General features: G+C 55.4%; 19 protein-coding genes and 1 riboswitch. Of the genes, 12 read left to right on the forward strand and 7 right to left on the reverse strand.

Annotation, left to right across the window (positions count from 1 at the left end; all coding sequences use genetic code 11):
- Window positions 1-617 precede the first annotated feature (617 nt).
- Window positions 618-2207: a bifunctional phosphoribosylaminoimidazolecarboxamide formyltransferase/IMP cyclohydrolase gene (purH, locus tag APU11_RS13890; protein WP_013095020.1), complete on the forward strand. Its 1590-nt coding sequence runs from the start codon at window positions 618-620 to the stop codon at window positions 2205-2207.
- 15 nt (window positions 2208-2222) lie between these two features.
- Window positions 2223-3515, forward strand: coding sequence for a phosphoribosylamine--glycine ligase (gene purD, locus APU11_RS13895; RefSeq protein WP_013095019.1), 1293 nt, complete (start codon window positions 2223-2225; stop codon window positions 3513-3515).
- 46 nt (window positions 3516-3561) lie between these two features.
- Here the strand turns inward: purD and APU11_RS13900 are convergent, their stop codons facing one another.
- The 6 genes from APU11_RS13900 to nudC form a co-directional block, all read right to left on the reverse strand.
- Window positions 3562-4254 (reverse strand): DUF1481 domain-containing protein, encoded by a 693-nt coding sequence (locus tag APU11_RS13900; RefSeq protein WP_023621286.1) that lies wholly within the window; start codon window positions 4252-4254, stop codon window positions 3562-3564.
- Between the two features lie 11 nt (window positions 4255-4265).
- Window positions 4266-4538 (reverse strand): nucleoid-associated protein HU-alpha, encoded by a 273-nt coding sequence (hupA, locus tag APU11_RS13905; RefSeq protein WP_002445246.1) that lies wholly within the window; start codon window positions 4536-4538, stop codon window positions 4266-4268.
- Between the two features lie 186 nt (window positions 4539-4724).
- On the reverse strand, window positions 4725-5315 hold the full coding sequence (locus APU11_RS13910) for a YjaG family protein (protein ID WP_013095017.1): 591 nt from the start codon (window positions 5313-5315) through the stop codon (window positions 4725-4727).
- A 44-nt stretch (window positions 5316-5359) separates the two neighbouring features.
- Window positions 5360-6028 (reverse strand): deoxyribonuclease V, encoded by a 669-nt coding sequence (gene nfi / locus APU11_RS13915; RefSeq protein ID WP_013095016.1) that lies wholly within the window; start codon window positions 6026-6028, stop codon window positions 5360-5362.
- A gap of 9 nt (window positions 6029-6037) precedes the next feature.
- Window positions 6038-7102, reverse strand: a complete 1065-nt coding sequence (gene hemE / locus APU11_RS13920; protein ID WP_020684618.1) for a uroporphyrinogen decarboxylase — start codon at window positions 7100-7102, stop codon at window positions 6038-6040.
- A gap of 40 nt (window positions 7103-7142) precedes the next feature.
- Window positions 7143-7916, reverse strand: coding sequence for an NAD(+) diphosphatase (gene nudC / locus APU11_RS13925; RefSeq protein WP_013095014.1), 774 nt, complete (start codon window positions 7914-7916; stop codon window positions 7143-7145).
- Window positions 7917-8011: 95 nt separating this feature from the next.
- Between nudC and APU11_RS13930 the strand changes: the two genes are divergently transcribed.
- The 10 genes from APU11_RS13930 (at window position 8012) to APU11_RS13975 (ending at window position 16757) form a co-directional block, all read left to right on the forward strand.
- Window positions 8012-8509 carry an Rsd/AlgQ family anti-sigma factor gene (locus APU11_RS13930; RefSeq protein ID WP_013095013.1) on the forward strand — a complete coding sequence of 166 codons (498 nt, stop codon included), beginning with the start codon at window positions 8012-8014 and terminating at the stop codon, window positions 8507-8509.
- A gap of 54 nt (window positions 8510-8563) precedes the next feature.
- Window positions 8564-8673: riboswitch (TPP riboswitch) on the forward strand.
- Window positions 8674-8752: 79 nt separating this feature from the next.
- Window positions 8753-10648 carry a phosphomethylpyrimidine synthase ThiC gene (gene thiC, locus APU11_RS13935; RefSeq protein ID WP_020684620.1) on the forward strand — a complete coding sequence of 632 codons (1896 nt, stop codon included), beginning with the start codon at window positions 8753-8755 and terminating at the stop codon, window positions 10646-10648.
- Complete coding sequence (gene thiE, locus APU11_RS13940) at window positions 10648-11283, forward strand: thiamine phosphate synthase (RefSeq protein ID WP_045902167.1); 636 nt, start codon at window positions 10648-10650, stop codon at window positions 11281-11283. Before thiC ends, thiE begins: the two co-directional genes overlap by 1 nt.
- Window positions 11276-12031, forward strand: coding sequence for a HesA/MoeB/ThiF family protein (locus APU11_RS13945; protein WP_013095010.1), 756 nt, complete (start codon window positions 11276-11278; stop codon window positions 12029-12031). The genes thiE and APU11_RS13945 overlap by 8 nt, the downstream gene beginning before the upstream one ends.
- On the forward strand, window positions 12015-12215 hold the full coding sequence (gene thiS / locus APU11_RS13950) for a sulfur carrier protein ThiS (protein ID WP_013095009.1): 201 nt from the start codon (window positions 12015-12017) through the stop codon (window positions 12213-12215). The genes APU11_RS13945 and thiS overlap by 17 nt, the downstream gene beginning before the upstream one ends.
- A gap of 1 nt (window position 12216) precedes the next feature.
- Complete coding sequence (gene thiG / locus APU11_RS13955; protein WP_013095008.1) at window positions 12217-12987, forward strand: thiazole synthase; 771 nt, start codon at window positions 12217-12219, stop codon at window positions 12985-12987.
- Window positions 12984-14117: a 2-iminoacetate synthase ThiH gene (gene thiH, locus APU11_RS13960; RefSeq protein WP_058651442.1), complete on the forward strand. Its 1134-nt coding sequence runs from the start codon at window positions 12984-12986 to the stop codon at window positions 14115-14117. Before thiG ends, thiH begins: the two co-directional genes overlap by 4 nt.
- Window positions 14118-14443: 326 nt before the next feature.
- Entirely contained in the window at window positions 14444-15985 is a 1542-nt protein-coding gene (locus APU11_RS13965) for a sensor domain-containing diguanylate cyclase (protein ID WP_029883059.1), read from the forward strand.
- A gap of 146 nt (window positions 15986-16131) precedes the next feature.
- Complete coding sequence (locus APU11_RS13970; protein ID WP_023334100.1) at window positions 16132-16440, forward strand: PTS sugar transporter subunit IIB; 309 nt, start codon at window positions 16132-16134, stop codon at window positions 16438-16440.
- Window positions 16440-16757 carry a PTS lactose/cellobiose transporter subunit IIA gene (locus APU11_RS13975; protein WP_013095004.1) on the forward strand — a complete coding sequence of 106 codons (318 nt, stop codon included), beginning with the start codon at window positions 16440-16442 and terminating at the stop codon, window positions 16755-16757. Before APU11_RS13970 ends, APU11_RS13975 begins: the two co-directional genes overlap by 1 nt.
- A 57-nt stretch (window positions 16758-16814) precedes the next feature.
- On the opposite strand, the gene rpoC is transcribed toward APU11_RS13975, so the two are convergent.
- Entirely contained in the window at window positions 16815-21038 is a 4224-nt protein-coding gene (rpoC, locus tag APU11_RS13980) for a DNA-directed RNA polymerase subunit beta' (RefSeq protein WP_013095003.1), read from the reverse strand.
- Window positions 21039-21048 lie beyond the last annotated feature (10 nt).

Raw genomic sequence — 21048 nt, forward strand, 5'->3', positions numbered from 1 at the left:
GTGTTAGGCCTGCCGCCAGCGTTCAATCTGAGCCATGATCAAACTCTTCAATTTAAAAGTTTGATGCTCAATGAATTAAACTTCGTAATGAATTACGTGTTCACTCGTTGAGACTTGGTATTCATTTTTCGTCTTGCGACGTTAAGAATCCATGTCACTTTGAGTGCCCACACAGATTGTCTGATAAATTGTTAAAGAGCAGTTGCGACGCGCTTCAGCGCTCTGTCGCGAGGTGGCGTATATTACGCTTTCCTCTTTCAGAGTCAACCCTGAATTTCAGGATTTTTTCTCTTCAACCGACCGGGTTGTTTGTGAAGTGATTCACATCCGCCGTGTCGATGGAGGCGCATTATAGGGAGTTCTCCGCAGGCCGCAACCGCTAAATGACAGAAAAATGACTGACTGCTGCATTCCCCAGCAAAACCCCGCCTTATACCTTTTTACACACAGAGTTATCCACAGCGATGCGAAAAAGTGAAAATTCGCGAGCGTTGCGCAAACGTTTTCGTTAAAATGCTCGCGCTTAACAAGGATGCCTCGTCAGGTGTGTTAGATGAGTTTTTCGCTGGAAAATTCATCTAACGCTCTCTGTAATCGTGAAATCCAGGGGATTTACCATGCAACAACGTCGTCCAGTCCGCCGCGCTCTGCTCAGTGTTTCTGATAAAGCCGGTATCGTCGAATTCGCTCAGGCACTTTCTGCACGTGGTGTAGAGCTGCTGTCCACAGGTGGTACCGCACGCCTGTTAGCAGATAAAGGTCTGCCGGTAACCGAAGTGTCCGATTACACCGGTTTCCCGGAAATGATGGATGGACGCGTCAAAACCCTGCACCCGAAAGTCCACGGCGGCATTCTGGGTCGTCGCGGTCAGGATGATGCCATTATGGAACAGCATGATATCGCGCCAATTGATATGGTTGTCGTTAACCTTTATCCGTTCGCCCAAACCGTGGCGCGTGAAGGCTGCTCTCTGGAAGACGCCGTAGAGAATATTGATATCGGCGGACCGACGATGGTGCGCTCCGCGGCCAAGAACCATAAAGACGTGGCCATTGTGGTGAAGAGCAGCGACTACTCCGCCATTATTAATGAAATGGATGCGAACGAAGGGTCACTGACTCTGGACACCCGTTTCGACCTCGCGATTAAAGCATTCGAACACACCGCCGCGTACGACAGCATGATCGCCAACTACTTCGGTAGCCTGGTGCCGGCTTACCACGGCGAAAGCAAAGATCCTTCCGGCCGCTTCCCACGCACGCTGAATCTGAACTTCATCAAGAAGCAGGATATGCGTTATGGCGAGAACAGCCACCAGCAGGCAGCCTTCTATATAGAAGAAGAAGTAAAAGAAGCTTCTGTCGCCACCGCCCAGCAGGTTCAGGGCAAAGCGCTCTCTTATAACAATATTGCCGATACCGATGCCGCACTGGAGTGTGTGAAAGAGTTCAATGAGCCTGCCTGCGTTATTGTGAAGCACGCGAACCCCTGCGGCGTAGCGGTCAGTACTTCTATCCTGGACGCTTACGATCGCGCCTATAAAACTGACCCAACCTCTGCCTTCGGTGGCATTATCGCGTTTAACCGTGAACTGGATGCCGAAACCGCACAGGCCATTATCTCTCGTCAGTTTGTTGAAGTGATCATCGCGCCATCTGCGTCTGAAGAAGCGCTGAAAATCACCGCCGCGAAACAGAACGTGCGCGTGCTGGTTTGCGGCCAGTGGGCAGAGCGCGTGCCGGGTCTTGATTTCAAACGTGTAAATGGTGGGCTGCTGGTTCAGGATCGCGATTTGGGCATGGTGACAGCCGCTGACCTGCGCGTCGTCACCAAACGTCAGCCAACCGAACAGGAACTGCGTGATGCGCTGTTCTGCTGGAAAGTGGCGAAGTTCGTGAAATCCAACGCCATTGTCTATGCCAAAGAGAACATGACCATCGGGATAGGTGCAGGCCAGATGAGCCGCGTTTACTCTGCGAAAATTGCCGGTATCAAAGCAGGCGACGAAGGCCTGGAAGTAAAAGGTTCTGCCATGGCGTCTGACGCCTTCTTCCCGTTCCGTGACGGTATTGATGCGGCCGCCGCTGTGGGTATCACCTGTGTGATCCAGCCTGGCGGTTCTATCCGTGACGATGAAGTCATTGCCGCTGCCGACGAACACGGCATTGCGATGATCTTCACCGATATGCGTCACTTCCGTCATTAATTCCCGGAGCAGAAAATGAAAGTATTAGTGATTGGTAACGGCGGGCGCGAGCACGCGCTGGCGTGGAAAGCGGCGCAGTCTCCGCTGGTTGAAACCGTTTTTGTGGCTCCGGGTAATGCGGGTACGGCGCTGGAACCTGCGCTGCAGAACGTCGCCATCGGCGTGACCGATATCCCCGCGCTGCTGAGCTTTGCCCAGAACGAGAAAATCGATCTCACCATCGTCGGCCCGGAAGCGCCACTGGTGATTGGCGTCGTTGACGCGTTCCGTGCCGCAGGTCTGAAAATCTTCGGCCCGACGGAAGGCGCAGCACAACTGGAAGGGTCTAAAGCCTTTACCAAGGATTTCCTTGCGCGTCATAACATCCCGACGGCGGAATACCAGAACTTCACCGAAGTCGAGCCCGCGCTGGCTTACTTACGTGAAAAAGGCGCGCCGATTGTGATCAAAGCCGACGGTCTGGCTGCCGGTAAAGGTGTTATCGTCGCGATGACGCTCGAAGAAGCCGAAGCAGCCGTACAGGATATGCTGGCAGGCAATGCCTTTGGCGACGCGGGCCACCGCATCGTGATTGAAGAGTTCCTTGATGGCGAAGAGGCGAGCTTTATCGTGATGGTGGATGGCGAACACGTTCTGCCGATGGCCACCAGCCAGGACCATAAGCGCGTGGGCAATGCGGATACCGGGCCGAATACCGGCGGTATGGGCGCTTACTCCCCTGCCCCTGTGGTGACGGATGAAGTGCATCAGCGCACCATGGACCGAATCATCTGGCCAACCGTAAAAGGAATGGCTGCCGAGGGTAACACTTACACCGGTTTCCTCTATGCGGGCCTGATGATTGACAAGCAGGGCAATCCGAAGGTGATCGAATTTAACTGCCGCTTCGGCGATCCCGAAACTCAGCCAATCATGCTGCGCATGAAATCTGACCTGGTGGAGCTGTGCCTGGCCGCATGCGACGGCAAGCTGGATGAGAAAACCTCAGAGTGGGATGAACGCGCGTCTCTGGGCGTGGTGATTGCTGCGGGCGGTTATCCTGGCCACTACAACACCGGAGATGAGATCCATGGCCTGCCGCTGGAAGAAACCGAAGGTGCCAAGGTGTTCCACGCCGGAACGAAACTGGCTGACGACGATCGCGTACTGACCAACGGTGGCCGCGTGCTGTGTGCCACCGCGCTGGGCCATACCGTTGCCGAAGCGCAGAAGCGCGCTTATGCCCTGATGGCGGATATCCACTGGAACGGTAGCTTTAGCCGTCAGGATATCGGTTATCGTGCGATTGCACGTGAGCAAGGGGAGTAATCCCCCCTCATTCTAACCCTCTCCCTGAAGGGAGAGGGGATTTACGTCAAAAACTCTTTTCTGTCGGCTGCCAGGTGCAGAAATCTTCGTTCGCCACCAGCAACAGCTGAGAGCCTTCAGGCGCTTCAAGCCACGCCACACTCACTTCCATTGATGAATGACGCTGACGGCGCTGTATATGTTCGGTTGCCCAGGATTCAAGATCAGGTTTGACTGTCTGCCCTTCGCAGGTAGTGACCGTACCATCGGTATGCCAGCGCCCCTGGCGCAGCACCACGCGTCCCTGACGCAGCGCATCGCTGGTCTGGCGGATTTGTCCGGCACGATAACGATAGAGAGCAACCTGATCGCTGGAGAGTTGCTGTTTTTGACCGTTGACTTCACGCTGCATAAAGCTCAGCTCGCCGTGATCATCAAACCGCACTTTTACATGTTCGGGGGTTTTGCCGTAGATATTGAGTTCGATGAATGACAGGTCGTCTCCCTGCCAGCGATACTCTGCAGTCGATGTATTGCCGTTATGCCACGGGCTAAAAGCGGAAAGCAGATGCACTTCACCACCAGAATCTTTACGCCAGATCCTCACCGCTCCCTGGTTGTCAGCGTAACCGCTGGCGGTAAACGGTGGTAAAGAGGTGTCATGGCTACAGGCGGAAAGCAGTAACACGCCCGCCAGCGCAAGCGCGCCACGCCAGAATGACAAAAGGGGCGTTGCCGCCCCTTCGTTAAAACTGTTCACTGCCACGCGTCTTACTTAACTGCGTCTTTCAGTGCTTTACCAGAAACAAATGCCGGCACGTTAGCTGCGGCGATTTTGATTTCTTTACCGGTCTGCGGGTTGCGGCCAGTACGCTCAGCGCGGTGGTTCACTTTGAAGGTACCGAAACCAACCAGTTGTACAGCATCGCCTTCTTTCAGAGACTCAGTAATAGCAGCCAGGGTAGATTCCAGAGCAGCTTTAGCCTGCACTTTAGACAGATCAGCCTTGTCCGCAATTACATCAATCAGTTGAGTCTTGTTCATAAGTTATCCTTTCAATGTGTTTATCGCTTGCTAAGCATCGAGTGCGACGAAAATGCCAAAATAGCACTCTCCTGCATACACGCACCGATAGCCACTTTTATTCGCCCCCCAAATGTAGACCAGACGGGGGGCAGAAGGGAAGAGTCGAGGTGCGACAAAACAGGCGTTAAATCACGTTTTGTTGTCTCATTGGTTAAAAATTATACCAATATTACTCTCACCGGCCTCACGCAAGTCCGCACGCAGCCCTTTTATCAGCTCAATATCGCGTTCTTCACACTCTGCCAGCAGGCGGAAAATCTCCCACTGAATATCCCATTCCTGTTCAACCGCAGGGTTAGCCCGCAGTTCTTCGTCGGTCATTTCACGGCCTGCCTGGGTCATTTCGAGCATCGCTACGGTCGTAATGGATGCCTTACTGACTTCAATAGCGTGCTCCAGCGTTTCACCGCTCAGACGAGAGTGAATCAGTTCGCTTAACGCTACGCAGGCATCAATTGCCGGATAGACACCGTACAGATCAAAATCATCCGCCACCGGAATAGCCTCTTCGAGCTTTTCCAGCTGAGAGTCGAAGTTCACCTTTGCGTCTTTGACCGTCAGCGTTTCCCAGATGAGGTCGAGGATCCGGCGATAAATATGGCCATCACCAAACTCCGTCTGCTTGCAGAACGCGGCGTAGTTCGGATACATGCGCTCGCACAGGCAAGCCATAAAGGTGACGTGCTGCCAGCTTTCCAGCTTCTCAAGGCGCAGGTGAATCGGGTTTTGTAGCATGATGAGATCTCGAATCGAAAATTAGCCGCAGTTTACCTGATTCATCACTGAATTTCCTGCCAACGAACAAAAGCCGGACGAGCAGAGGCCACCGCATCTGCCCAGCGCGTGGGCTCAGGTAAACGGTAACCCTTCATACAACGCTGCACCCAGGCCAGGGCGCTGTCCATGCTCACACGGTGCCCGGTTGCGATAAACAGCGGGTTACAGCGCGCTTTACTGCGCCAGACCCATGCCAGCTGCTCACCCTTATCGATAAGCGGCGCCAGCGCGCCCGGCTCGGCGGAGAGCGGCTCAAATGCACCGCACAGGCGTTTTTTGGCCACACCGATGGTGGGTACATCCACCAGCAGACCAAAGTGGCTGGCAACGCCTAAGCGACGCGGATGAGAGATACCGTGTCCATCAACAAACAGCAAATCGGGTTTTTGTGAGAGTTGCTCCCACGCTGCGAGCAGCGCGGGGTATTCACGGAAGGAGAGAAAGCCCGGTATGTACGGCATGGTGGTGGCGATACGCGCCACTTTGTACTCCACCAGCTCAAGTGAGGGATACTTCAGCAGCACCATCGCCGCCCGCGTCACTTCACCGCCCTGCTCAAACCCGACATCCGCACCACCTATATACTGCGGGGGATCCTTATCCAGACGATCCTCGCGGATCACGGATGAAGCCAGTTCTATCTGTTGAGCGCGTAATGACGCGAGATCCATAACCACTCCTTATTTGTGATATTGCGCAGAAAGTCGGTGCACCGCCTCCACAAACGCGCCAGCGTGCTCTGGCGGAACGTCCTGATGGATACCGTGCCCGAGGTTAAACACGTGCCCTTCCCCCTGGCCAAAGCCAGCCAGAATAGACGCCACCTCTTCTTCAATACGGGCAGGCTGCGCGTAGAGCATGGACGGATCCATATTGCCCTGCAGCGCCACTTTGTCACCCACGCGACGGCGCGCGTCGGCGATATCGGTGGTCCAGTCGAGACCCAGCGCATCGCAGCCGGTCGCCGCCATGGCTTCCAGCCACTGACCGCCGCCTTTGGTGAACAGCGTGACCGGCACACGGCGGCCTTCATTTTCACGCAGCAGGCCATCAACGATTTTGTGCATGTAGTAGAGCGAAAATTGCTGATAATCGCGCCCGGTCAGCACGCCGCCCCAGGTATCGAAAATCATCACCGACTGCGCACCCGCTTTGATCTGCGCGTTCAGATAGAGGGTGACGCTTTTCGCCAGCTTATCGAGTAGCGCATGCAGGGCCAGCGGCTCGGCATACATCATCTTTTTGATTACGGTAAAGGCTTTACTGCTGCCGCCTTCAACCATATAAGTCGCCAGCGTCCACGGACTGCCGGAGAAGCCAATCAGCGGGACTTCGCCTTTCAGTTCACGACGAATGGTGCGCACGGCATTCATCACATAGCCCAGCTCCTGTTCAGGATCGGGAACGGGCAACTTATCAACGTCCGCTTTGCTTTTGATTGGGGAAGTGAAACGCGGGCCTTCGCCGGTTTCGAAATAGAGCCCAAGGCCCATCGCATCCGGAATGGTCAGAATGTCCGAAAAGAGAATGGCGGCATCCAGCGGGAAGCGGCGCAGCGGCTGGAGCGTGACTTCACACGCCAGCTCGGCATTTTTGCACAGCGACATAAAATCGCCCGCCTGCGCACGCGTGGCTTTGTACTCTGGCAAGTAGCGTCCCGCCTGGCGCATCATCCACACCGGGGTGACATCAACGGGCTGGCGCAGCAGCGCACGCAGATAACGATCGTTTTTCAGTTCGGTCATTTTTGCAGTTCCTTAAGCGTCATGGCCTCAGTGTAACATGTCACTCAGCATCAGCCCGACACATTGCTACGGTATCTTCTATCAGCCGACGGGCGACGGTGCCTGGTGGTGGCAGCAGCGGCAAATCGTCATAACGATACCAGTTCGCCTCCAGCAACTCTTTCTGGTCGATGACAATCTCGCCGCTGTCATAATCGGCCATAAAGGCCGTCATCAGCGACTGCGGGAACGGCCACGGCTGGGAGGTAACATAGCGCAGGTTTTTAACCTTAATCCCGCTCTCTTCCATCACTTCACGCGCCACCGCCTGTTCCAGCGTTTCGCCCACCTCGACGAACCCGGCCAGCACGGTATGAATGCCGTTGCGGTGGCGGGTGTGCTGCGCCAGCAGGATGGAATCGTCACGACGGATAGCGACGATAATGCACGGCGCAATTTGCGGGTAGTAACGCTCACGGCAGTGGCTGCAGAGCATCGCCCACTCGGTTTTACTGGGGTGCATGGTGTGACCACAGTAGCCGCAGTACTTATGCGAACGGTAAAACTCAGCCAGCTGCACACCCCGGCCCGCCAGCTGGAACAGGCCCACATCCTGATCCAGCACCTGACGAACCGATCCCATGTCATTGCGGCGTGGCTGTTGGATCAACCACACGGGTTCACCCTGCCATTCCCCGATCTTCAGCGCGGGCAGGCCGACAAGATCAAATTTTTCTGCTGCGCCATAGGGTATTTCCCCGGCAGGCAACCATAATTTTTGTTCGTGACTGACGATCCACCAACCCAGATCTGATTTTTCAATAATACGATCCATATCTATTGCACTACCTTCGCTTCACTGACATGTTGTTAGCATTGTGGTTACATTTTGGATAAGCAGATTCAATTCTCAACCTTGCGGAGTCAACCATGTTAAACCAGCTAGAGAGCCTGACTGAGCGCGTTAGAGGAAGTAACAAACTGGTGGATCGCTGGCTACATGTGCGCAAGCATCTACTCGTGGCTTATTACAATCTGGTCGGTATTAAGCCTGGCAAAGAATCGTTTATGCGGTTGAATGAAAAAGCGCTGGATGATTTTTGTCAGAGCCTGGTCGACTATCTGTCCGACGGCCATTTCAATATTTATGAACGCATTATCCGCGAAATGGAAGGGACTACACCGTATTTAGCGGCCAGCAAACTCTATCCGCTGCTGGAAGCTAACACCCAGCAGATCATGGATTACTACGATTCCACGCTTGAGAACGCCATCGATCACGATAACTATCTTGAGTTTCAGCAGGCGCTTTCCGACCTCGGCGAAGCGCTGGAAGAGCGATTCACGCTGGAAGATAAGCTGATCGCCCTCGCCCTGGATCACGGCCTGGATGTGAGCCACGAAGATAACGTCGCGCGACCTGCTTGAGTTCTTAATCGTTAACGAGTAATTTACAACCATTCGCCCCTCTGTGGAGGGGGATTTTTCTTGTCGGAGTGCCCAGTGTGCAAGCACGGGCTGAGACCGTTAATTCGGGATCCGCGGAACCTGATCAGGCTAATACCTGCGAAGGGAACAAGAGTCACACTGCTGTTGTATCGCCCCCAGGGCGATCCTCTCTTGCTTCATCCGTCGTCTGACAAGCCATGTCCTTCACTTTTGGAATGAGCTATGTCTACAACAAAACTGACCCGCCGCGAACAGCGCGCACAAGCCCAACACTTCATCGACACTCTGGAAGGCACCGCTTTCCCGAACTCAAAACGCATTTACATCACCGGTTCACAGGCGGATATCCGCGTGCCAATGCGTGAAATCCAGCTTAGCCCGACCCTTATCGGTGGCAGCAAAGCGCACCCGCAGTATGAAGATAACGAAGCCGTTCCGGTGTATGACACTTCCGGTCCGTACGGCGATCCTGCGGTTGCCATTAACGTTCAGCAGGGTCTGGCGAAATTGCGCCAGCCGTGGATTGACGCGCGTAACGACTGCGAAGAGCTCTCTGACCGCAGCTCGGCGTACACCAAAGCGCGTCTGGCCGACGATGGTCTTGATGAGCTGCGCTTCACCGGGTTGCTGACGCCGAAACGCGCGAAAGCAGGTAAATGCGTTACCCAGCTGCACTATGCCCGCCAGGGCATCGTCACGCCGGAGATGGAGTTTATCGCCATTCGTGAAAACATGGGTCGCGAGCGTATCCGCAGCGAGGTGTTACGCCACCAGCATCCGGGAGAAGGCTTCGGGGCACGTCTGCCGGAAAACATCACGCCGGAGTTTGTGCGTGATGAAGTGGCCGCTGGCCGCGCGATTATCCCTGCCAACATCAATCACCCGGAATCTGAACCAATGATCATTGGCCGCAACTTCCTGGTGAAGGTCAACGCCAATATCGGCAACTCAGCCGTGACCTCCTCCATTGAAGAAGAGGTGGAAAAACTGGTCTGGTCGACACGCTGGGGCGCGGACACGGTGATGGACCTCTCCACAGGGCGTTACATCCACGAAACCCGCGAGTGGATCCTGCGCAATAGCCCGGTGCCTATCGGAACGGTGCCCGTTTATCAGGCACTGGAGAAGGTGAACGGTATTGCCGAAGACCTCACCTGGGAAGCCTTCCGCGACACGCTGCTGGAGCAGGCTGAACAGGGAGTCGACTACTTCACCATTCACGCGGGCGTGCTGCTGCGCTACGTGCCGATGACGGCGAAGCGTCTGACCGGTATTGTCTCGCGCGGCGGCTCTATCATGGCCAAATGGTGCCTGTCGCACCATAAAGAAAACTTCCTCTACGAACACTTCCGCGAGATCTGTGAAATCTGTGCCGCGTACGATGTCTCCCTGTCGCTGGGCGACGGCCTGCGTCCGGGCTCCATTCGTGATGCCAACGACGAAGCGCAGTTTGCCGAACTGCATACCCTGGGTGAGCTGACCAAAATCGCCTGGGAGTATGACGTGCAGGTGATGATTGAAGGCCCGGGACACGTGCCAATGCAGATGATCCGCCGCAACATGACCGAAGAGCTGGAGCACTGCCACGAAGCGCCGTTCTATACCTTGGGGCCGTTGACCACGGATATCGCTCCGGGCTATGACCACTTCACCTCCGGGATTGGTGCGGCGATGATCGGCTGGTTCGGCTGCGCCATGCTCTGCTATGTGACGCCGAAAGAGCACCTCGGCCTGCCCAACAAAGAAGATGTGAAGCAGGGGCTGATCACCTACAAAATCGCCGCCCACGCCGCGGACCTGGCCAAAGGCCACCCCGGCGCGCAAATCCGCGACAACGCCATGTCGAAGGCGCGCTTTGAATTCCGCTGGGAAGACCAGTTCAACCTGGCGCTCGATCCTTTCACTGCCCGCGCGTATCACGATGAAACCCTGCCGCAGGAGTCGGGCAAAGTGGCGCATTTCTGCTCCATGTGCGGGCCAAAATTCTGCTCGATGAAAATCAGCCAGGAAGTCCGTGACTACGCCGCCGCGCAAACCATTGAAGTGGGTATGGCGGATATGTCAGAAACCTTCCGGGCGAAGGGCGGCGAAATCTACCTCAAAAAAGAGGAGGCGTAATGTATCAGCCTGATTTCCCTTGCGTTCCCTACCGTTTAGGGCTCTATCCTGTGGTGGACAGCGTGGCGTGGATCGAACGCCTGCTGGCGTGCGGCGTTCGCACAATCCAGCTGCGCATTAAGGATAAACGTGATGACGAGGTGGAGGCCGATGTGGTCGCCGCCATCGCACTGGGGCGTCGCTACGACGCGCGCCTGTTTATCAACGACTACTGGCGACTGGCCGTTAAGCACCAGGCGTACGGTGTGCATCTGGGTCAGGAGGACCTGGAAACAACGGACCTGAGCGCTATCCGGGACGCTGGATTAAGACTGGGGGTGTCAACACACGATGACATGGAGATCGACGTGGCGCTGGCGGCTCGCCCTTCGTATATCGCACTTGGCCATGTTTTTCCGACGCAGACCAAACAGATGCCCTCGGCCCCACAGGGGCTGACGCAGCTGGCGGCGCACGTTAAACGCCTTGCCGATTACCCTACCGTCGCGATCGGTGGGATCAGCCTGGAACGCGCTCCTGCCGTGCTGGATACCGGTGTCGGCAGTATCGCTGTCGTCAGCGCCATTACCCAGGCGGCAGACTGGCAGGCCGCCACCGAACAGCTGTTAAAGCTGGCAGGAGCAGGCGATGAATGATCGTGATTTTATGCGCTACAGCCGCCAGATCCTGCTGGAGGATATTGCCATTGACGGGCAGCAAAAGCTGCTCGCCAGCCGGGTCCTGATTGTTGGTCTGGGCGGATTAGGCGCTCCTGCCGCGCTCTATCTGGCAGGCGCGGGCGTGGGCACGCTGGTTCTGGCCGATGACGACGAGGTACATATCAGTAACCTGCAGCGACAAATCCTCTTCACCACGGAGGATGTTAACCAGCCCAAAGCGCAAATCACCCGCAAAAGGCTGAAGCAGTTGAACCCGGACATCACGCTCATCGCACATCAGGAGCGACTCCACGGTGACACTCTGCAGCGCGAAGTCGCCCTTGCTGATGCGGTGCTGGACTGCACCGACAATATGGCGACCCGCCAGGCCATTAACGCCGCCTGCGTGGCACAGAATACGCCGCTTATCACCGCCAGTGCGGTCGGTTTCGGCGGGCAGATGATGGTGCTGACCCCGCCCTGGGCGCAGGGCTGTTATCGCTGCCTGTGGCCGGATGATGCCGAGCCGGAGCGCAACTGCCGCACCGCGGGCATACTGGGCCCGGTGGTAGGCGTGATGGGGACCCTGCAGGCGCTGGAAGCCATTAAATTGCTCAGCGGTATGGAAACAGAGCGCAATACGCTGCGGCTGTTTGATGCCCGCTCCAGCGGCTGGCGTCATCTGGCACTGCACCGCGCCAGCCACTGTCCGGTGTGCGGAGGCCGCAATGCGCATTCTGTTTAATGATGAGCCGATGAAATGCGATGACGGTCTCACCGTTGCCGCGCTGCTCGAGAAGCTGCGCCAGCTCAAGCCGGGAACGGCGCTGGCGCTTAATCAACAGATCCTACCGCGTGAGCAGTGGGAACATCAGCAGGTGAGCGAAGGCGACCAGATCCTGCTGTTTCAGGTTATCGCCGGGGGCTGAGATGTTACGTATTGCTGATAAAGTCTTTGATTCACATCTGTTTACCGGGACCGGAAAATTCGCCTCGCCGCAGCTGATGGTGGATGCCATCCGTGAAAGCGGCAGCCAGCTGGTGACGCTGGCGCTCAAGCGCGTCGATCTGCGCCATCACAGCGACGCCATTCTGGCACCGTTGCTGGATGCTGGCGTTACCCTGCTGCCCAATACCTCCGGTGCGAAAACGGCTGAAGAAGCGATTTTTGCGGCTCAGCTGGCCCGTGAAGCGCTGGGTACCCACTGGCTGAAACTGGAAATACATCCGGATGCGCGCTGGCTGTTGCCCGACCCCATCGAAACGTTAAAAGCGGCCGAAAAGCTGGTGCAGCAAGGCTTTACCGTTCTGCCCTACTGCGGGGCCGATCCCGTGCTGTGTAAACGGCTGGAAGAGGTCGGCTGCGCTGCCGTCATGCCGCTGGGTGCCCCAATTGGTTCTAATCAGGGACTGGAGACCCGCGCCATGCTGGAGATCATCATTGAGCAAGCCACCGTGCCGGTGGTGGTGGATGCAGGCATTGGCGTGCCCAGCCATGCCGCCCAGGCGCTGGAGATGGGAGCAAGTGCCGTGCTGGTGAACACAGCCATTGCGGTCGCCGACGACCCCATCAGGATGGCCCGTGCGTTCCGCATGGCCGTGGAGGCTGGCTTGCTGGCACGAGAGTCTGGCCCGGGAACGCGCAGTTTTCAGGCACAGGCCACCAGCCCGTTGACCGGCTTTCTGGAGGCACTCTCATGACCACCTTTACCGACCGCTGGCGGCAGCTTAACTGGGACGATATTGCCCTGCGTATCAACAGTAAAACGCAGGCTGATGTGGAGCGCGCCTTACAAGCCCGTCATCTGTCCCGCGACGATATGATGGCCCTGCTCTCTCCGGCGGCGAGCACCTTTCTTGAGCCGATGGCCCAGCGCGCTCAGAGACTCACCCGCCAGCGTTTTGGCAACACGGTGAGCTTTTACGTACCGCTCTACCTCTCTAACCTGTGCGCGAATGACTGCACCTACTGCGGCTTCTCCATGAGCAACCGCATCAAGCGGAAAACACTCGATGAGAGTGAAATCGCCCGTGAGTGTGCCGCCATCCGTGAAATGGGTTTTGAGCATCTCCTGCTGGTCACGGGTGAACATCAGAGCAAAGTCGGGATGGACTATTTTCGACAGCACTTTCCGGCCATTCGCCGTCAGTTCGCGTCGCTACAGATGGAGGTTCAACCCCTGTCGCAGGAGGAATACGCGGAGCTTAAAACCCTCGGGCTGGACGGAGTGATGGTGTATCAGGAAACCTACCACGAGGCGACGTATGCCCGGCATCACCTGAAGGGAAAGAAACAGGATTTCTTCTTCCGGCTGGAGACCCCGGACAGGCTGGGCCGGGCCGGGATCGACAAAATCGGTCTGGGCGCGCTGATTGGGCTGTCAGATAGCTGGCGAGTGGATTGCTACATGGTAGCGGAACACCTGCTATGGCTGCAGCAGCACTACTGGCAAAGCCGTTACTCCATCTCTTTCCCACGCTTGCGACCGTGTACGGGAGGTGTTGAACCCGCCTCGGTAATGGACGAACGTCAGCTGGTCCAGGCCATCTGTGCGTTTCGCCTGCTTGCCCCGGAGGTTGAATTATCCCTCTCGACGCGTGAATCTCCTGCGTTTCGTGACCGCGTGATCCCGCTTGCGATTAACAACGTCAGTGCGTTCTCCAAAACGCAGCCAGGGGGCTACGCCGACGACCATCCGGAGCTGGAACAATTTGCGCCACATGATGGTCGACGGCCAGAAGCGGTTGCCGCCGCCCTGACCGCGCAGGGGTTACAACCGGTCTGGAAAGACTGGGATAGTTGGCTGGGAAGAGCCTCGCAAATGCGTTGAAACGCACTGCAAGCCGGTAAAAAATTGTCGAGGCGCTCTGGAGAGTCACAATCGGACGATTGTCATCTATCGTCCGGTTTTTTATTGTCATGCCGTCAGCAACGGAAGCTGACCAGGGCGAAAAGCTTCTTCCTCGTTTCGCCCTGCCTCTGATTCATTGCACACGCCGCCCGCCAGTGAATGAGTATTTTCTTAATGGTTCTTAAGATAAATCATCTCATCTGAAACTGTGTTCCGTATAATTCACAGCTAACCGCAGGACAGCGACTATGCTGAGAGGATATCGGCAGACGAAAAAACTCACCATCAGGATTGATGTACAACTCATGGCACTTCACAGCAGAAAGCTCTCTTTTACCCGACCCATTATGCTCAGCTTTGCGGGGATCCTGTGCAGTTTTGCGCTGATCGCGGTCGTGGTTACCCTTTCACAACAAAAAGATTTTCTTGAGGATTATCATAAGATTAATGGTAACTTCACCCACAACCTGGCGGTGAACTACACCGAATCTATCCTGCGTGAAAACGACTATATCCTTGGGCGTTCGGCGCTCTATTTTGCACGCAACGACACGCTGAACGAGATGCTGAACGTCAATCCGTCGCAGGGTTTACAGATGTTGATGCATCTACAGAACCTGATGCCGACCGTCTCTTCCATTTCTCTGACAGACACCCAGGGCCGTTATCTGCGCGCGCCGGAGGTACTTCCCACGGAAAAGAGCAAAACCTTCGATCCCCGGACGCGTCCATGGTTCATCGCCCAGGCGGAAGCCAGCATCTTCAGCCACTATACCCGCCCCTATATGGACTATTTTACCGGGCATCCCACGGTCACTCTTTATAAGCCGTTGATTTCGCCGGAAGGACGGCTCAAGGGTACAATAGCATTTCATCTCGATTTGACCTCCATGGGGTTTACCCTTCGTCAGATGGTAGCGCCTGTACAAGGGGAATTCTTTGTTGTCGAACGCGACGGTGCCGTGGTGCTTCACCCTGATCCGGGCGCGCTCTTCAAGCAGTACGTGAGCGAAGCGCTGATGGACAAAATGACCAGCGGCGAAGGCCATCTGTATGATAAGAAAACCAAAGCCTGGTATTACTACTACTCCTTCACCAACCCGGACTGGTTTGTCATCTACCGGGTTTCGGGCGCAACGCTCACCGACATTACCCGCCATGAGACCACTATCGTCGGCTGGGGTTTTGCGCTGGCGGCCATCATTATCATCCTCTTCGGTCTGTACCTGCGCCATGAGTCGCGTACCGTGCTGATGACGATTATCAACGCCATCAAAACCGGCGACGTCAACCAGGCTCCGCGTCTGGAAGCGATGCTTAGCCATACCATCCAGTCCAATAAAGCGCGTGAGATGGCCTATGTGCGCCAGGCCACCCATGATGCACTCACCGGCTGCAAAAACCGCCGGGCATTTGATAGCGATGTAGATGAGCTACTCAGTGCCCACCAGCCTTTCGCCCTGGCGCTGATTGACATCGACAACTTTAAATCGATTAACGACACCTGGGGTCACCTGAGCGGTGATATTGTCCTGCGTAACGTGGCGCGTGAAGGGATCCAGATAATGCAGCCGCATAACGTCTCGGTTTACCGCTACGGTGGAGAAGAGTTCGCAGTGATTTTCCAAGCTGACCAGATCGCTAGCGCATTCTCGTTACTGGACGCGTGGCGAACCGCCGTTGAAAAACGCGTCTGGCGGGAAGAAAACCTGCGGGTAACGTTCAGTGCCGGTCTGGGGGAATGGCATTTCGAACCGCTGGAGGAGCTGGTGGGGAGCGTGGATAACGCCCTATACAGCGCGAAACAACAGGGAAAAAACCGCATTATTCGAACGTCTGTCGGCTGATTTTCGCTGCCCGGCGCAAAATTGTAACCGGTTTCAGAAAAATGCCGATTTCTTTGTGATGCCTGACACACAATCACGGTAAAGCGGTTGTTGAAGCAGTCTGCACGGGATAATTATCAATAAACACATGTAGATCGAGGCTGATTATGAAGAACATCGTTTTATGCTGTGCAGCGGGAATGTCAACGAGCATGCTGGTTCAACGTATGAAAGACGCCGCGCAGAAAAAAGGGGTTGAAGTCACCATTAAAGCCGTTCCGGTCGCGGAATTTAAAGACAACATCGCGACGGCCGACATCGTATTACTGGGGCCACAGGTTAAATACGAGCAGGCGAAACTTCAGGCCCAGGCCGAGCCGCTGGGTAAAAAGGTCGCGGTGATCGACATGATGGATTACGGCATGATGAAAGGTGATGCCGTACTGGAAAAAGCGCTCAAACTGCTGGAGTCATAATGGAAGACTTAGAAACGACAATCATGGAACTGCTGGTCAACGCGGGTGCGGCGCGCAGTGCTGCCCTGACGGCATTACAGATGGCGCGTAAAGGTGACTTTGACGAAGCCGAAAAGGCGATGGAAGAGTCGCGCGAGTATGTGAAGCATGCGCACACCATCCAGACACAGCTTATTGGTCTTGATGAAGGCACCGGGAAGCTTCCGGTTAACCTGATTACCGTCCATTCTCAGGATCACCTGATGAACGCGATGGTCATCCAGGATCTGGCGGGCGATATGATTGAGCTTTATCGACGCATCCCGTTGCTAAATTAAAAGCTACAGCTGTAAAAAAACCCGCCGAGGCGGGTTTTTTATTTACGGCATCAACGATTACTCGTTGTCGGAACCGCCCAGACCTGCGTTTAGCAGCTCTGCCAGGCTCGCGGATGCATCTTCAGCAGTCACCTGCGGTGCAGCTGGCAGTTCGCCTGCAGCACGACGACGCATACGATCCTGATGGTACGCATAACCGGTACCCGCCGGGATCAGACGACCCACGATAACGTTCTCTTTCAGACCGCGCAGTTCATCACGTTTACCTGCAACAGCGGCTTCGGTCAGGACACGAGTGGTTTCCTGGAACGATGCTGCAGAGATGAAGGACTCGGTTGCCAGAGACGCTTTGGTGATACCCAGCAGATCGCGCGAGAAGGTCGCACCGATTTTGCCGTTCGCTTCCAGTTCGCGGTTAGCGATCTTGACGCGTGAGTACTCAACCTGCTCGCCTTCCAGGAACTCGGAGCTGCCCGCGTTCTCGATGGTCGCTTTACGCAGCATCTGACGAACGATAACTTCGATGTGTTTATCGTTAATCTTAACGCCCTGCAGACGGTATACGTCCTGTACTTCGTTAACAATGTAACGCGTAACAGCATGCACACCACGCAGACGCAGGATGTCGTGCGGCGCTTCTGGACCGTCGGAAACCACGTCACCACGTTCTACGCGTTCACCTTCGAACACGTTGAGCTGACGCCACTTAGGAATCATCTCTTCGTACGGCTCGCTGCCATCTACCGGAGTGATAACCAGACGGCGTTTACCTTTGGTCTCTTTACCGAAGGAGATGATACCGCTGATTTCAGCCAGGATTGCCGGCTCTTTCGGACGACGTGCTTCGAACAGGTCCGCAACGCGTGGCAGACCACCGGTGATGTCCTTGGTACCGCCGGATTCCTGAGGAATACGCGCCAGAGTGTCACCAGAGCTGATCTGTACGCCATCTTCCAGTTGTACAATCGCTTTACCAGGCAGGAAGTACTGTGCAGGCATATCGGTACCTGGGATCAGAACGTCGTTACCCTGAGCATCAACGATTTTCAGTGCAGGACGCAGATCTTTACCGCCGGTAGTACGTTCAGCAGAATCCAGAACTACCAGAGAAGACAGACCGGTCAGCTCGTCAGTCTGACGAGTAATGGTCTGGCCGTCGATCATGTCAGTGAAGCGGATGAAACCACTCACTTCGGTGATAACTGGCATGGTGTGTGGATCCCAGTTTGCAACGGTTTCACCGCCGGCAACCTGCTCGCCATCACCTTTCGCCATAACAGCACCGTAAGGCACTTTATAGCTCTCTTTGGTACGACCGAATTCGTCGATCAGCTTCAGTTCGGTGTTACGAGAAGTGATAACCAGTTTACCGCTGGAGTTCACAACCGATTTCGCGTTGCTGAGCTTGATGCTACCTTTGTTTTTCACCTGGATGCTGGATTCAGCAGCCGCACGAGATGCCGCACCACCGATGTGGAACGTACGCATCGTCAGCTGTGTACCCGGCTCACCGATGGACTGTGCCGCGATAACGCCAATGGCTTCACCTTTGTTGATGATGTGGCCACGTGCCAGGTCACGACCGTAGCAGTGCGCACATACACCAAAGTCGGTGTCACAGGATACAACGGAACGCACTTTCACGGAGTCAACAGAGTTCGCTTCCAGCAGGTCACACCACTGTTCGTGCAGCAGCGTGTTGCGTGGAACCAGAATGTCTGCGGTACCCGGCTTCAGAATGTCTTCCGCGGTAACACGACCCAGTACGCGATCGCGCAGTGGCTCTTTAACATCACCACCCTCGATAACCGGGGTCATGGTGATACCTTCAAGGGTGCCACAATCGTCTTCGGTCACCACCAGATCCTGCGCAACGTCAACCAGACGACGCGTCAGATAACCGGAGTTCGCTGTTTTCAGTGCGGTATCCGCCAGACCTTTACGCGCACCGTGCGTGGAGATGAAGTACTGGAGTACGTTCAGACCTTCACGGAAGTTCGCGGTGATTGGCGTTTCGATGATGGAGCCATCTGGCTTCGCCATCAGACCACGCATACCTGCCAGCTGACGAATCTGTGCTGCAGAACCACGCGCACCGGAGTCGGCCATCATGTAAATGCTGTTGAAGGAAACCTGCTGCTCTTCTACGCCGTCACGGTTAATCACGGTTTCGGTTTGCAGGTTATCCATCATCGCTTTGGATACACGATCGTTCGCCGCAGCCCAGATATCGATAACTTTGTTGTAGCGTTCGCCCGCGGTTACCAGACCAGACTGGAACTGCTCCTGGATTTCCGCAACTTCAGCTTCTGCTTCAGAGATGATCTCGTGTTTCTTCTCTGGGATGACCATGTCATCGATACCAACAGATGCACCTGAACGCGCTGCATAAGCAAAGCCGGTGTACATTGTCTGGTCAGCGAAGATAACGGTCGGCTTCAGACCCAGAATGCGGTAACAGGTGTTCAGCATTTTGGAGATCGCTTTCTTACCCAGCGCCTGGTTGACGATGGAGAAAGGCAGACCTTTCGGTACGATCATCCACAGAATGGCACGGCCGATAGTCGTGTCTTTCAGGCTGGTTTTCGCAACGAATTCGCCGTTAGCATCTTTTTCGTATTCAGTGATACGCACTTTAACGCGCGCATGCAGAGAGGCCAGGCCAGCGCGATAAATACGCTCAGCTTCTTTCGGGCCAGTCAGCACCATGCCTTCGCCTTTAGCGTTAACACAGTCACGGGTCATGTAGTACAGACCCAATACAACGTCCTGAGAAGGAACGATGATTGGCTCGCCGTTCGCAGGAGACAGGATGTTGTTGGTAGACATCATCAGCGCACGCGCTTCGAGCTGGGCTTCCAGCGTCAGCGGTACGTGAACAGCCATCTGGTCACCATCGAAGTCGGCGTTATACGCCGCACAAACCAGTGGGTGCAGCTGAATAGCTTTACCTTCGATCAGGACTGGCTCAAATGCCTGGATACCCAGACGGTGCAGAGTTGGTGCACGGTTCAGCAGTACCGGGTGTTCGCGGATCACTTCGTCCAGGATATCCCAAACGACAGCTTCTTCACGCTCAACCATTTTCTTAGCGGCTTTGATGGTGGTGGCGAGTCCTCGCAACTCCAGTTTGCCGTAGATGAATGGTTTGAACAGCTCCAGTGCCATTTTCTTCGGCAGACCGCACTGATGCAGACGCAGGTATGGACCTACGGTGATTACAGAACGACCGGAGTAGTCAACACGCTTACCGAGCAGGTTCTGACGGAAACGACCCTGTTTACCTTTGATCATGTCGGCCAAAGATTTCAGAGGGCGTTTGTTAGAACCGGTGATCGCACGACCGCGACGACCGTTATCCAGCAGGGCATCTACCGCTTCCTGCAGCATACGTTTTTCGTTGCGTACGATGATGTCCGGCGCAGCCAGATCCAGCAGACGTTTCAGACGGTTGTTACGGTTGATCACGCGACGATACAGATCGTTCAGATCGGACGTAGCGAAACGACCACCATCCAGCGGAACCAGCGGACGCAGATCTGGCGGCAGAACCGGCAGAACGGTCAGGATCATCCACTCTGGCTTGTTACCAGACTGAACGAACGCTTCCAGCAGTTTGATACGCTTGGTCAGCTTTTTACGCTTGGTTTCGGAGTTGGTTTCGTTCAGCTCTTCACGCAGCTGCTCGCACTCTTGCTCCAGATCCATGCTCTTCAGCAGGGCCTGAATAGCTTCCGCACCCATCTTCGCGTCGAATTCGTCACCGAACTCTTCCAGCGCGTCCAGATACTGCTCTTCAGTCAGGATCTGGTGACGTTCCAGGTTCGTCATCCCGCCTTCGATAACCACATAAGATTCGAAGTACAGAACACGTTCGATATCGCGCAGCGGCATATCCAGCAGCAGGCCGATACGGGACGGCAGAGATTTCAGGAACCAGATGTGAGCAGTCGGAGACGCCAGCTCGATGTGGCCCATGCGCTCACGGCGCACTTTGGTCTGGGTCACTTCAACGCCGCACTTCTCACAGATCACACCACGGTGTTTCAGGCGCTTGTACTTACCGCACAGGCACTCGTAATCTTTTACTGGCCCGAAAATACGTGCACAGAAAAGGCCGTCACGCTCAGGTTTGAACGTACGGTAGTTGATGGTTTCCGGCTTTTTAACTTCACCGAAAGACCATGAACGGATCATGTCTGGCGAAGCCAGAGCAATTTTGATCGCATCAAACTCTTCGGTTTTAGTTTGCGCTTTCAGAAACTTTAATAAGTCTTTCACGGATTTGCTC

This window comes from Enterobacter sp. 50793107, assembly GCF_001463365.1.
Taxonomy (GTDB): domain Bacteria; phylum Pseudomonadota; class Gammaproteobacteria; order Enterobacterales; family Enterobacteriaceae; genus Enterobacter; species Enterobacter cloacae.